Here is a 13109-nt window from a genome sequence, read left to right on the forward strand (position 1 = left end):
CGGCCTGCACCGCGATCGGGATCAGGGCGTTGCCCACCAGGACGGCGACGGCGGCGACCCCACCCACGACCGTCGCCGCGGCACGGCTCCGGACGCCCGTCACCCCGAGATCGCCCGCCGCCGTGCGGACGCCGTGCGCCACGTGTACCGCCAGCAGGACCATGGTGATCCCGTAGAACGCGGCCACCCACGGCCTGGCGAAGCTGGCCACGAGGTTCGAGTACGCCGAACCGGGGACGAAGGAGTCACTGGCGGCGGGCGGTGTGCCGGTGGTCATGTCCAGGACGTGGAAGACCACGAACAGCAGCATCACCACGCCGGTCAGCATCATGGATCGCGCGCCGAAGGAACCGGCGGTCAGACCGGTGCGACGACGACGAGGACCCGCCGACGCCCGGGACCGTCGCGCGAGCACCACCGAGCACCAGATGTGTGCCACCAGGCTCAGCACCAGCACCACCCGCAGGGCCCACAGCACCCCCTCGTGCGGCACCAGGGGATAGAGCAGCGTCCGCAGCCACTCGGCGTAACCGTCGAAACCGGACGCACCGCCGAACACCTTGAGGTTGCCGATCATGTGCACCACGACGAACGAGGTGAAGACCAGGCCCGTCACGGCCATGACCGTCTTCGCGGCCCAGGTGGGCAACACAGGGGTACGCCGGAGGTGAGGCCTCCGGGCCCTGACCGGGACGTGCGGGGCAGCGACCTCGGTCACGCGCGGACACCTCCTTACGGGAACGCGCGCCAGTCTAGGTCCGCCCACGCCGCCCGGGGCCGGGATGAGGACGGGGGTCGTCGTCCATACTGGGCACCGTGAACACCACCTGGATCATCATCGCCGTCGTCGCCGTCCTGTTGCTCGCCGTGCTCGCGCTGGTCGTGGGCCTGCAGCTGCGCAAGAAGCGACAGATCTCGCTGAGCAGGCCGGAGGAGCGCAGGGAACTCACCCGTGAGGAACGCTCCGGCAACTACCAGGCGGGGACGGGTTTCTCGTTCACCGAGGCGGGCGGGACCGCCACCGCGGCACCCCCGAGGGAACCCCTGCCGCGCGAGACGTCCCGGTCGGTCGAGACACCCCGCCCCGTCGAGACACCCCGCCCCGTCGACACACCCCGCCCGGCCGACACGGTCGAGACCCCCCGGTCGGTCGAGACGCCGGTCGTGCCCGAGCCGGACACCGAACCCGGTCCGAGCGACGACACGGTCGTCGTGGAACCCGCGCCCGTCGAACCGGTGGTGGTACCGCCGGAGGTCCCGGACGAGGAGGTCCCGGTCCCCACGACCGAGCTGATCACCGGGGCCCCCTCCCCGGTCGCCCCCGTCGAGCGGATCGACCCGTCCGAGGGGCGCCTGGACCGCCTCCGCGGTCGGCTGGCGCGCTCCCAGGGCGCCGTGGGTCAGGGGCTGCTCGGGCTCCTGGGCGCAGGTGATCTCGACGAGGACGCGTGGGAGGAGATCGAGGACACGCTGATCATGGCGGACCTGGGCACCACGGTCACCCAGCGCGTCGTCGACCGCCTGCGTGAGGACATCGCGACCAGGCAGATCCGCACGGAGGCCGAGGTCCGGGGCCTGTTGCGGCAGGCCCTCGTGGACAACCTCCACCCCGAGTACGACCGCTCGCTTCGTGCGCTGCCGAACAACGGCACCCCCGCCGTGATCCTCGTCGTCGGGGTCAACGGCACCGGCAAGACCACCACCACCGGCAAACTCGCCCGCGTCCTGGTGGCGGACGGACGCCACATCCTGCTCGGTGCCGCCGACACCTTCCGCGCAGCGGCCGCCGACCAGCTCCAGACCTGGGCCGAACGGGTCGGAGCGGAGGTCGTGCGGGGCAAGGAGGGCGCGGACCCCGCGTCGGTGGCGTTCGACGCGGTCGCCCGGGGTGTCGAGACCGGGGTGGACGCGGTCCTGGTGGACACCGCCGGCCGCCTCCACACCAAGACCGGGCTCATGGACGAGCTCGGAAAGGTCAAGCGGGTCGTGGAGAAGAAGACCCCGGTCGACGAGGTGCTGCTGGTGATCGACGCGACGACGGGGCAGAACGGCCTCATGCAGGCGCGCGTGTTCAAGGAGGTCGTCGACATCACCGGAGTGGTGCTGACCAAGCTCGACGGCACCGCCAAGGGCGGCATCGTCTTCCAGGTCCAACACGAACTCGGGGTCCCGGTCAAGCTCGTCGGACTGGGCGAGGGAGCCGACGATCTGGCGCCCTTCACGGCGGACGCCTTCGTCGACGCCCTGCTCGGGACCTAGGACGCGCGGGTACCCAGGACACACGATCGGAACCACAGGGCCGGCCACGTTACAGACCGGAAACACGCCCGCGCATCGACCGAAACAGCGGAAAGGAATTCTTCTGAACCGAGAGTGAGTGACAAACGCTCACCATGGAGACGAGGAGGACCTCACCGTGAGAGGTGACAGTGTCTTGTTGCTCGCCCAGGAGGCGACAACGGAGATCGATGCGGGAGACACGGCCTGGATGCTCATGGCGGCATCCCTGGTCCTGCTCATGACGCCCGCACTGGCGATGTTCTACGGCGGGATGTCCCGCCAGAAGTCAGTGCTCAACATGATGATGATGTCGTTCAGCGCGATGGGGGTCGTCGGGATCGTCTACGTGCTGTGGGGCTGGTCGATGTCCTACGGCGAGCAGGACGTCCTCGGGCTGTTCGCCAACCCCTTCGAGATGTTCGGTCTCGCCGGGGTGATCGGCGACGCGGACAACTGGGTGACCTCAGCGTCGGGCGCCTACCCGCAGGTCGTCGACGTGGGCTTCCAGGTCACCTTCGCGATCATCACGGTCGCCCTCATCTCGGGAGCCATCGCCGAGCGCGTGAAGTTCGGTACCTGGCTGACTTTCGCCGCCGTGTGGGTCACGCTCGCCTACTTCCCCATGGCCCACATGGTCTGGGGCGGCGGGCTCCTCTCACATTCGGAGAACAGCCTCGCGGCGATGATCTTCGGCACCGTCGACGATGGTGAGGGCGGCCTCGTCGCAGCCGTCGCCCCGGTCGACTTCGCCGGTGGCACGGTGGTCCACATCAACGCCGGTATGGCGGCGCTGGTCCTCGTCCTGCTGATCGGCAAGCGCTACGACTTCGGGCGTACCGCGTTCCGGCCCCACAGCCTCCCGCTCGTCATGCTCGGTGCCGGTCTGCTGTGGTTCGGCTGGTTCGGTTTCAACGCCGGTTCGGCGTTCGGTGCCAACGGGGCCGCCGGCCTGGCCTGGATCAACACCACCGTCGCCACGGCCGCCGCGATGCTCGGCTGGCTCCTCACCGAGCGGATCAGGGACGGTCATCCGACCAGCCTCGGTGCCGCCTCGGGTGTCGTCGCCGGTCTGGTCGCCATCACCCCGGCCGCCGGGTCGGTCCACCCCCTCGGCGCGATCGCCCTCGGTGCCGTGTCCGGCGCCCTGTGTGCCCTCGCCGTGGGACTCAAGCACCGTTTCGGCTACGACGACTCGCTCGACGTCGTGGGCGTCCACCTCGTGGCGGGTCTCTGGGGCACCATCGCCATCGGCCTCCTGGCCACCGGCACCTTCGACACCGATGCCGGCGTGTTCTACTCGGCGGACGGGTGGAAGCTGCTCGTGGTCCAGATCGTGATCGCCGTGGCGGCGCTCGTCTTCACCGCCATCATGACCGCGATCGCCTACGTGATCTGCCGCCCGCTGGGATGGCGCATCAGCGAGACGGACGAGCAGTCCGGTATCGACGGCGCCGAGCACGCGGAGTCCGCGTACGAGGCCTCCACCAACGCGCTCATCCGTTGAGCCGACATCTGCGAAAGGAACCCCTGACATGAAGCTCGTCACCGCGATCGTCAAGCCGTTCACGCTCGACGACGTCAAGGCAGCACTCGAACAGGCGGGAATCCACGGTCTCACCATCAGTGAGGTCCAGGGTTACGGCCGCCAGAAGGGTCACACCGAGGTCTATCGCGGTGCTGAGTACGCCGTGGACTTCGTCCCCAAGATCCGGGTCGAGGTGGTCGTCGACGACGAGACCGCCGACACCGTCGTCCAACTGATCGTGGATGCCGCGCGAACCGGGAAGATCGGCGACGGGAAGGTCTGGGTGACCCACGTCGAGAGCATCGTCCGGGTCCGCACGGGCGAGGCGGGCGACGCCGCGATCTGATCGACGACACCACGAGGCGCGGTCGACCCCGGACCCGGGGCCGACCGCGCTTCTCCGTCATTCCCCGTGCCTCACCGTCGCTCTCGGTGCACGTGCACGGGCGTTCACAGAAGCGAAACACCGTGGCCGCTGCGAGGTGACACGGCACCGACAGTCTGGAGACACACTCATGAGGGAAAGAGGGACGACGTGAGCCTCACGGGGGACGGTGAGCGGGCCATGGCGCTGCGGGACGGACGCGAGCAGATCCTCTCCGCCACGTCGGCCGACCTCCCCGCGCCGCACCTGCGGGACGCACTGTGCGAGCTGTACGAGATGGAACTCGGACGGCTCGCGGAGGAGGCGGGGATCGGCCCGGGGTCCGGGTTCGCCCTGGTGGCCTTCGGCGGGCTCGGCCGGCGTGAGGTGCTCCCGTACTCCGATCTCGACCTGGTGCTGGTGCACGAGAGACGACCCGACCGCGACGTCGGTGAGCTCGCCGACGCCATGTGGTATCCCCTGTGGGACTCGGGCGTGGGCCTGGACCACAGTGTGCGGACCGTGGACCAGTGTCTCGCGGTGGCGGCTGCGGACGTCTCGGTGGGATTGAGTCTGTTGGACGCCCGCGTGATCGCCGGGGACGCGGACCTGGGCGCGCTCGTGGTCGACGGCGCCCGGCGACAGTGGCGTGACCAGATCGCCTCCCGGTTCGACGATCTCGTGGCCTCCGCGGTGGCCCGGCGTCAGCGGTCCGGGGTGATCGCGCACCGGAGCGAACCCGATCTGAAGAACGGCGTGGGCGGTCTGCGGGATTCGCAGTTGGTCACCGCGCTCGCCGTGGCACACCTCAGCGACGGACGACCGGTCGTCCCCGGAGGGCTGACGACCGCGCACCGTCTCGTGCTCGACGCGCGGACCGAGCTCCACCGGGTGAGCGGGCGGCCCCGGGAGGTGCTGCACGCCGAGTACGGGGACGAGGTCGGACAGGCGCTCGGGCTGGGGGATCGCTTCGACCTCGCCCGTGCGCTCAGCGACGCCTCCCGGACCATCGCGTTCACCGCGGATCAGGCCATCCGTGGCTCGTGCGCGTCGCTGTCCTCCCGCGGTCTGACCGGGCTGCTCCGCAGATCGCCGGTCCGCAGACCACTGGACGACGGCGTGGTGGAGCACGCCGGAGAGGTGGCACTCGCGAGGAACGCGCGTGTCACCGAGGACCCGTGGCTCCCACTCCGGGTGGCGGCGGCGGCGGCCCGGTTCGGGTTGCCCGTGGCCGGTTCGACCCTCGGGGTACTGGTGGAGCGTTCGCCGGTCCCCGAGGGTCGGTGGCCCGCCGAGGCGCTGTCGGACCTCCTCGTCCTGCTGGGCTCCGGCGAGGGCCAGGTGCCGGTCGTCGAGGCGCTGGACCGGAGCGGGCTGTGGGAGCGGATGCTCCCCGAGTGGTCGGAGGTGAGGGATCTGCCCGCGAGGGACCGGGCTCACGTCTACACCGTCGATCGTCACCTGGTCCAGACCGCCGTGGAGGCCTCCCGGCTGACCACCTCGGTCGCGCGGGCGGATCTGCTCCTGTTGTCGGCGCTGCTGCACGACCTGGGCAAGAGTCGCGAGGGCGATCACAGCGAGACGGGCGCCGAGATGGTCGGCCCGATAGTGCGACGCATGGGGCTCGGTCCCGGCGACGTCGACACCCTGGTCCGGATCGTCCGGCACCATCTGCTGCTGGCCGCGACCGCGACCAGACGTGATCCCTCGGACCCGGCGACGGCCGACTCGGTGCTGGCCACGCTCGATCGGGACGCGACCGCCTTCGACGTGCTCGCCACGCTCACCGAGGCCGATTCGCTGGCCACCGGGCCGACGGTCTGGACCCCGGGCCGGGCCAGGGCGCACGAGATGCTGGTCGACGCGTGCCGGGACCGGATGGGGTCGCACCCCGGCGCGGTCGAGGCGCCGACCGTCGACGCCACCCGGCCGCACGGCCCCCCCGACGTCGTGGTGGACCTGCGCCCCGCCGGGACGGGGACCAACCACGAGATCACCCTCGTGGTCCCCGGCTCGGGCAAATCGCTCGCGGTGACCGCGGAGGTCCTCGCCGCCCACCGGCTGGAGATCGTCGACGCGGAGATCGACCTGCGCCCACCCGGTGGGGTGCGCGCGAGGATGACGGTGTCCACCCGTTTCGGCGACCCAGTCGACCCGAAGGTGCTCCGCCAGGATCTGCGTCGGGCGGTCGACTCGGGGGTGTCGGCCTCGCTGAGGGCCGCGCTCGCACGCAACGCTTCCCGCCTGATCGGACCGCCCCAGGCCAGGTCCTCGGTCCTGGTCAATCGACGGACGGATGCCGACGGCATCCTGCTCGAGGTGCGGGCCGAGGACAGACCGGGGTTGTTCGCCAAGGTCATCGCGTCGATCCTGGGCAAGGGGGCGAGGATCGACTGGGTCGTGGTGCGGACCCGCGGCGCCGCGGTCGAGGACGTCTTCGCCCTGTCCGGCCCCGGAGCGGTGCTCAGCACGGCCACGGAGGTGGAGTCCCTACTGCCCCGGCGCGATCCCGCCACGCCCGGCGTCGGGCGTGCCGATACCCTGTGAGCAGTCGTCGTCGACGACGCCGGGGCCACCACGCCCCCGGCCCGCGACCCAGGGAGCTGTAGCCGTGTTCGATTCCTTGTCCGATCGCCTGGCAGGTGCGCTCAAGGACCTGCGCGGAAAGGGGCGGCTCAGCGACGCCGACATCGATGCGACGGCGCGCGAGATCCGCCTGGCGCTGCTCGAGGCGGACGTCGCCCTCCCCGTCGTGCGCACGTTCATCTCGCGCGTCAAGGAACGGGCCAAGGGCTCCGAGGTGTCCGAGGCCCTCAACCCCGCGCAGCAGGTCGTCAAGATCGTCGACGCCGAGCTCACCGCGATCCTGGGCGGCGAGGCGCGGCGCATCGAGTTCGCCAAGCAGCCCCCGACGGTGATCATGCTCGCCGGTCTGCAGGGTGCGGGTAAGACCACTCTGGCGGGCAAGCTCGCGTACTGGCTCAAGGGCCAGGGTCACACCCCGCTCCTCGTGGCGTGTGACCTGCAACGGCCGGGTGCGGTCGACCAGCTCCGGATCGTCGGCGAGCGCGCCGGCGTGCAGGTCTTCGCGCCCCATCCCGGCACGTCCGTCGGGGGAGACGGCGAAGTCGTCGGTGTGCAGGAGCCGGTGACCGTGGCCCAGCGGGGCCTCGCGCACGCCCGTGCCAAGATGCACGACGTCGTGATCGTCGACACCGCCGGCCGGCTAGGTATCGACGACGAGCTCATGGCCCAGGCCAGGGGCATCCGTGACGCGGTCCAGCCGGACGAGACCTTCTTCGTCCTCGACGCGATGATCGGCCAGGACGCCGTGATGACCGCGGAGGCCTTCCGCGAGGGGGTCGGCTTCACCGGCGTCGTCTTGACCAAGCTCGACGGCGACGCCCGTGGCGGCGCCGCGCTGAGCGTCCGCGAGCTCACCGGCACGCCGATCATGTTCGCCTCCGACGGGGAGAAGCTCGAGGACTTCGACGTCTTCCACCCCGACCGCATGGCGAGCCGGATCCTGGGCATGGGCGACGTGCTCTCGCTCATCGAGCAGGCCGAGACCGTCTTCGATGCCAAGGACGCGGAGAAGACCGCGGCCAAGATCGGCTCGGGGGAGCTCACGCTCGAGGACTTCCTCGACCAGATGCTGATGATCCGCAAGATGGGCCCGATCGGAAACCTGCTGGGCATGCTGCCCGGGGGCAAGGAGATGAAGGCGGCCGTCGGCGACATCGACGAGAAGTACCTGGACCGTATCCAGGCGATCATCCGGGGGATGACGCCGGAGGAGCGGGCCGATCCCAAGATCATCAACGGATCCCGCCGCCAGCGCATCGCCAAGGGGTCCGGTGTCACGGTCACCGACGTCAACCAGTTGGTGGACCGGTTCTTCGAGGCCCGCAAGATGATGAGCCGCATGGCGGGACAGATGGGCATGCCCGGGGCCGGTCGGAAGAACCAGCGCAAGGGCAAGAAGGGCAAGGGCAAGGGCCGCGGTCCGACCCAGCCCAAGAACAGAGGCATGATGCCCGGGGGGATGCCGGGAATGCCCCCGGGGATGCCGGGCATGCCCCCGGGTGGGATGCCGGATCTGTCGCAGATGCCGCCCGGACTCGACACGCTTCCGCCGGGACTCGAGGGCATCGATCTGAACGACCTGAAGTTCCCCAAGCGCTGACCCGGCCGGCCGGGCGGGCGCCGATTGGGTCCAGCGGTCGCGGGGCGTTTAGACTGGTGCGCTGGACGCCGTCACCGGTGGGTCCCGTCGTGCTGGTCGCGAACGGGGGCCCGCGCCGAACGGCGGTCACCCGGAAGGCGAAACCGGGCCCCGCAACAGGTGCGGGAGTCGCTGAATCGCCACGTGACCCGCAAGAGAAAGCGAGACGCCACATGGCCGTCAAGATCAAGCTCACCCGCCTCGGCAAGATCCGTAACCCGCAGTACCGGGTGGTCGTGGCCGACGCCCGCACCCGCCGCGACGGACGCGCCATCGAGACGATCGGGCTCTACCGCCCCAAGGAGGAGCCGAGCTTCATCCAGATCGACTCCGAGCGTGCGCAGTACTGGCTCGGCGTGGGCGCGCTGCCCACCGAGGCCGTCGAGGCGCTCCTCAAGATCACCGGCGACTGGCAGAAGTTCAAGGGCCTCGAGGGCACCGAGGGCACCCTCCGGGTCGCCGAGCCCAAGCCCAGCAAGCTGGAGTTGTTCAACAAGGCGCTCGAGGAGGCCCAGGGCGAGCCGTCCGCCGAGGCCATCACCACCAAGCGCAAGGCCGAGAAGGCCAAGAAGGCCGAAGAGGCGAAGAAGGCCGAGGACGACGCGAAGAAGGCCGCCGCCGAGGCCTCCGAGACCGAGTCCGCCGAGGCCGGGTCACCCGACGCCGAGAACGCCGAGGCCTGAGTCCGATGAGTGACATGGTCGTCGACGCCGTCGACCATCTCGTCCGCGGTATCGTGTCGGATCCCGACGCGGTGTCCGTCAGGTCGAGTGGCGGTCGGCGCGGCACGGTGATCCGCGTGACCGTGTCGCCCGAGGACCTCGGACGTGTCATCGGGCGCGGTGGCCGTACCGCCTCCGCGATCCGGACGATCGTCTCCGCCGTCGGCGGGCCGGACGTGCGGGTCGACGTGGTCGACACCGACCGCTAGTCCCACTCGGAACCCACCCGCACCGGAAGGACACCATGGAACTCGTCGTGGGCCGCGTCGTCAAATCCCACGGAGTCCGCGGTGAGCTGGTGGTGGACGTGCGGACCGACTCCCCCCGTGACCGTTTCGCGGTGGGCGAGCGACTGCTGGGCCGCACCGGCAAGGGGAACAACGTCACGGACCGAGAGGTCACCGTAGAAGCCGCCCGGGATCATTCCGGGCGGCTTCTCGTGCGCCTGGCCGGCGTCTCGGACCGGGACTCCGCCGACGCGCTGCGCGGGATGCTCCTGCTCGTCGACTCCGAGGCGCTTCCGGAGACCGGGGATCCGGACGAGTTCCACGACCACCAACTGGTGGGGCTACGGGCCCTCGACACCGGCGGGGCGGAGCTCGGTGAGGTCACCGAGGTCGTCCACACGCCTGGAGGGGAACTGCTCGCGGTGCGGCTCGCCAACGGAGCAGACGCGCTGGTGCCCTTCGTCACCCGGATCGTGCCCGAGGTGGACCTGGGTTCCGGTACGTGCGTGATCGACCCACCGGAGGGACTACTCGATCTGGGGACCTCGTGACGGGGACCGACGACACGGTTCCCGCTCCGCGACTCCGGCTCGACGTCGTCACCGCGTTCCCGGACTATCTCGCCCCGCTCCGTCTGGCGCTGCCCGGGCGGGCCATCGATCGCGGAATCCTGGATCTCGAGGTCCACGACCTCCGTGCGTGGGCCCACGACGTGCACCGGTCCGTCGACGACACCCCGTTCGGTGGGGGCCCCGGCATGGTCATGAGGCCGACGGTCTGGGGTGAGGCTCTCGACGAGCTGGTTCCCCCGCCCGCGGACGACTCCGCAGAACGGTCTCTCCTCATCGTGCCCACTCCCGCCGGCCGGCCCTTCACCCAGGACGACGCCCACCGGTACGCCCGTCGCGGTCACCTGCTCTTCGCATGCGGCAGATACGAGGGGATCGACCAGCGGGTGATCGACGAGGCCTCCACACGGTTGGACGTGGAAGAGGTGAGCATCGGCGACTACGTGCTCATCGGGGGAGAGGTGGCGGTCCTGGTGATGGCGGAGGCCGTCGTCAGGCTCCTGCCGGGAGTCCTGGGCAACCAGCGCAGCCATGAGGAGGACTCCTTCTCCGACGGGCTCCTCGAGGGGCCGAGCTACACCCGACCCGAGGAGTGGCGGGGACGGCCGGTTCCCGCGGTGCTCAGGAGCGGCGACCACGCGAAGATCGCGCGGTGGCGGCGAGACGAATCACTACGACGCACTGCGCGGCGCCGACCTGAGCTGCTCGATGGCGCAGATCTCCGTCCGGCGGACCTGGAGACGCTCGCCTCCGTCGGCTGGACGCCCCGCGCCGGCTGATTTGGGTCGGGCGGGCCGACAATGGCACACTAGCGAGGTTGATCATCCGGGCGCATCCGTGCGTCCGCGGACGGTCGCGCTGATCCGGGCACGAACCGGTCGTCCCGCCGGGAGGCGGGCGCCAGGGTCCTCTGTCCTCAATTCCTGACATCCGAGGAACACAATGAACACTCTCGACTTCATCGACAACAAGTCACTCCGCGACGACATTCCGGCGTTCCGCCCCGGCGACACGCTCGACGTGCACGTCAAGGTCATCGAGGGCTCCAAGGAGCGCGTCCAGGTCTTCAAGGGTGTCGTGATCCGCCGCCAGGGCGGTGGCGTCCGGGAGACCTTCACCGTCCGCAAGGTCTCCTTCGGCGTCGGCGTCGAGCGCACCTTCCCGGTGCACTCGCCCACCATCGACCACATCGACGTCCTGACCCGCGGAGACGTCCGTCGCGCCAAGCTGTACTACCTCCGCAACCTCCGCGGCAAGGCCGCGAAGATCAAGGAGAAGCGCTGAGCGCGTAGAGCGGGTCGGACTCGGCCGCCGGGTGCGGTGGCCGATCGACTACGCTCGTCCGGGTGAGCAGCACCGAATCACCTGGACAGAACCCCTCCGAGCCGGGCCCCCGAGAAGACGGGGACCCGGCTCGAGGCGTGGGTGGAGGCCGACGCGACGCGCGGACCACCGAGAAGAAGGGCCAGCCCTGGTACATCGAGATCCCCCTGCTGGTGGTGATCGCCCTGGTGCTGGTGTTCGTCTTCCAGACCTTCGTCGGGCGGGTCTACCAGATCCCGTCGGAGTCGATGGAGCCCACGCTGCACGGGTGTGCCGGCTGCACGGGTGACCGGATCTTCGTGGACAAGATCTCGTACCGGTTCGGCGATCCGCAGCCCGGGGACGTCGTGGTGTTCGAGGGGCCGGATTCCTGGAACCAGGGATACCAGTCCATCCGTTCGGACAACCCGGTGATACGGACCCTGCAGGACATCGGAGGGGTCATCGGCATCGTCCCGCCCGACCAGAACGACATGGTCAAGCGCGTGGTCGCCGTGGGCGGACAGACCGTGGGCGGGTGCTCTCCGGACGGCGGCCTCCTCGTGGACGGGGAGCCCCTGGACGAGCCGTACCTCAACGCGGAGCCCGCACTCGAACGCAACCCACTCAACTGCGCGTTCGGACCGGTCACCGTCCCGGAGGGAAACTACTGGGTGATGGGTGACAACCGGGGCAATTCCGCCGACTCCCGCTACCACATGGGCGACGAGTTCCAGGGCACCGTCCCCGGGGGGAACGTCATCGGCAAGGTGCAGGCCATCATCCTCCCGTTCAACCGGATCGGGTCCGTCCCCTCGCCGGACATCCACGCGGGGTGAGCCCGGTCCGACCGGGCCGGGTCAGGGTGACCCGGCGTGACGGACGGCTGGCACTCGAGGCGGCCCTGGGACGGCGCGGCCTCGGGCCGGTCGCCGGGGTCGACGAAGCCGGACGCGGGTCGTGCGCGGGTCCGCTGGTGGTGGCGGCATGCGTTCTGGGTGACCGCCTCCCCCCGGATCTCGCCGACCTCGACGACTCCAAGAAGTTGTCCCCGCCCACCCGGGAACGGCTCCACGACGCCGTGCTGCGGAGGGCGACCGCCGTGTCCGTGGTGGTGATCGAGTCCGATCGGATCGACGAGCGGGGTGTGCACCGGTGCAACCTCGAGGGGATGCGTCGTGCGGTGGCCGCTCTCGACCCGGCACCGGGCTTCGTCCTCACCGACGGGTTCGCCGTGGACGGGCTCGGATGCCAGTCCACGGCGGTGATCGGGGGCGACGCGGTCGTCGCATCCATCGCCGCCGCGAGTGTCCTCGCAAAGGTCACCCGCGATCGGATTATGGTGGACCTCGACCCGAGGTACCCGGGCTACGGGTTCGCCGCCCACAAGGGGTACAGCACCGCGGGTCACGCCAGGGCGATCGAGCAGCTCGGTCCCAGCGACATCCACCGGATGTCGTACGCCAACGTCCGTCGCGCCGCCCAGGCGCATTCGAGGAGCAGCACTAGATGAGCGCCGAGGATCTGGAGAACTACGAGACCGAGATGGAGCTCTCGCTGTACCGCGAGTACCGCGACATCGTCGGTCAGTTCACCTACGTCGTCGAGACGGAGCGGCGCTTCTATCTCGCGAACGCGGTCGAACTGATCCCGAGGTCCGCGGACGGTGAGGTCTACTTCGACGTCCGGATGTCGGACGCCTGGGTGTGGGACATGTACCGGCCTGCCCGTTTCGTGAAGTACGTGCGGGTCCTGACCTTCAAGGACGTCAACATCGAGGAGCTCGACAAGCCCGAACTCCGCCTCCCGGAGTAGTACCCGGCGGCTGGTCCTCCACAGCCTCCGGCGCCTCCACAGGGTGCTCCCGGCCCGATCCGCGTCCAGCGGATCGGGCC

14 protein-coding genes are annotated in these 13109 nt (G+C 70.0%); 13 read left to right on the forward strand and 1 reads right to left on the reverse strand.

All coding sequences use genetic code 11. The features are described from left to right. Nucleotides 1-718, reverse strand: a 718-nt coding sequence (locus tag G6017_RS07980) for a succinate dehydrogenase/fumarate reductase transmembrane subunit (RefSeq protein ID WP_182616840.1), incomplete at its 3' end; no start/stop codon positions are given. 98 nt (nucleotides 719-816) lie between these two features. Here G6017_RS07980 and ftsY point away from each other — a divergent pair. From ftsY to G6017_RS08045, 13 genes are all read left to right on the forward strand, one after another. After that, nucleotides 817-2259: a signal recognition particle-docking protein FtsY gene (gene ftsY, locus G6017_RS07985; RefSeq protein ID WP_182610324.1), complete on the forward strand. Its 1443-nt coding sequence runs from the start codon at nucleotides 817-819 to the stop codon at nucleotides 2257-2259. Nucleotides 2260-2488: 229 nt separating this feature from the next. Next, the gene (locus G6017_RS07990; RefSeq protein ID WP_182610326.1) at nucleotides 2489-3784 is read left to right on the forward strand and encodes an ammonium transporter; all 1296 of its coding nucleotides are present in this window, start codon (nucleotides 2489-2491) and stop codon (nucleotides 3782-3784) included. A 28-nt stretch (nucleotides 3785-3812) separates the two neighbouring features. After that, the gene (locus G6017_RS07995; RefSeq protein ID WP_182610323.1) at nucleotides 3813-4151 is read left to right on the forward strand and encodes a P-II family nitrogen regulator; all 339 of its coding nucleotides are present in this window, start codon (nucleotides 3813-3815) and stop codon (nucleotides 4149-4151) included. 189 nt (nucleotides 4152-4340) lie between these two features. After that, a complete protein-coding gene (locus tag G6017_RS08000) occupies nucleotides 4341-6716 on the forward strand; it encodes a [protein-PII] uridylyltransferase (RefSeq protein ID WP_182616842.1) in 2376 nt (791 codons plus the stop codon). Nucleotides 6717-6780: 64 nt separating this feature from the next. Then, nucleotides 6781-8355 carry a signal recognition particle protein gene (gene ffh / locus G6017_RS08005; protein WP_182616844.1) on the forward strand — a complete coding sequence of 525 codons (1575 nt, stop codon included), beginning with the start codon at nucleotides 6781-6783 and terminating at the stop codon, nucleotides 8353-8355. Nucleotides 8356-8567: 212 nt separating this feature from the next. Next, nucleotides 8568-9077: a 30S ribosomal protein S16 gene (rpsP, locus tag G6017_RS08010; RefSeq protein WP_179525472.1), complete on the forward strand. Its 510-nt coding sequence runs from the start codon at nucleotides 8568-8570 to the stop codon at nucleotides 9075-9077. Between the two features lie 5 nt (nucleotides 9078-9082). Next, complete coding sequence (locus G6017_RS08015) at nucleotides 9083-9325, forward strand: RNA-binding protein (RefSeq protein WP_179525471.1); 243 nt, start codon at nucleotides 9083-9085, stop codon at nucleotides 9323-9325. A 35-nt stretch (nucleotides 9326-9360) separates the two neighbouring features. Then, nucleotides 9361-9894, forward strand: a complete 534-nt coding sequence (gene rimM / locus G6017_RS08020) for a ribosome maturation factor RimM (protein WP_182616846.1) — start codon at nucleotides 9361-9363, stop codon at nucleotides 9892-9894. Continuing rightward, on the forward strand, nucleotides 9891-10691 hold the full coding sequence (gene trmD, locus G6017_RS08025) for a tRNA (guanosine(37)-N1)-methyltransferase TrmD (RefSeq protein ID WP_182616848.1): 801 nt from the start codon (nucleotides 9891-9893) through the stop codon (nucleotides 10689-10691). Before rimM ends, trmD begins: the two co-directional genes overlap by 4 nt. A 163-nt stretch (nucleotides 10692-10854) precedes the next feature. After that, entirely contained in the window at nucleotides 10855-11196 is a 342-nt protein-coding gene (gene rplS, locus G6017_RS08030) for a 50S ribosomal protein L19 (protein WP_017836979.1), read from the forward strand. A 62-nt stretch (nucleotides 11197-11258) separates the two neighbouring features. Next, nucleotides 11259-12053: a signal peptidase I gene (lepB, locus tag G6017_RS08035; protein ID WP_182616850.1), complete on the forward strand. Its 795-nt coding sequence runs from the start codon at nucleotides 11259-11261 to the stop codon at nucleotides 12051-12053. Next, nucleotides 12050-12727 (forward strand): ribonuclease HII, encoded by a 678-nt coding sequence (locus G6017_RS08040; protein ID WP_182616852.1) that lies wholly within the window; start codon nucleotides 12050-12052, stop codon nucleotides 12725-12727. Before lepB ends, G6017_RS08040 begins: the two co-directional genes overlap by 4 nt. Next, nucleotides 12724-13029, forward strand: coding sequence for a DUF2469 domain-containing protein (locus G6017_RS08045; RefSeq protein WP_007632861.1), 306 nt, complete (start codon nucleotides 12724-12726; stop codon nucleotides 13027-13029). Before G6017_RS08040 ends, G6017_RS08045 begins: the two co-directional genes overlap by 4 nt. The last annotated feature ends 80 nt before the right edge of the window (nucleotides 13030-13109 follow it).

The sequence above is a fragment of the Dietzia sp. B44 genome, from assembly GCF_014145245.1.
Taxonomy (GTDB): Bacteria; Actinomycetota; Actinomycetes; order Mycobacteriales; family Mycobacteriaceae; genus Dietzia; species Dietzia natronolimnaea.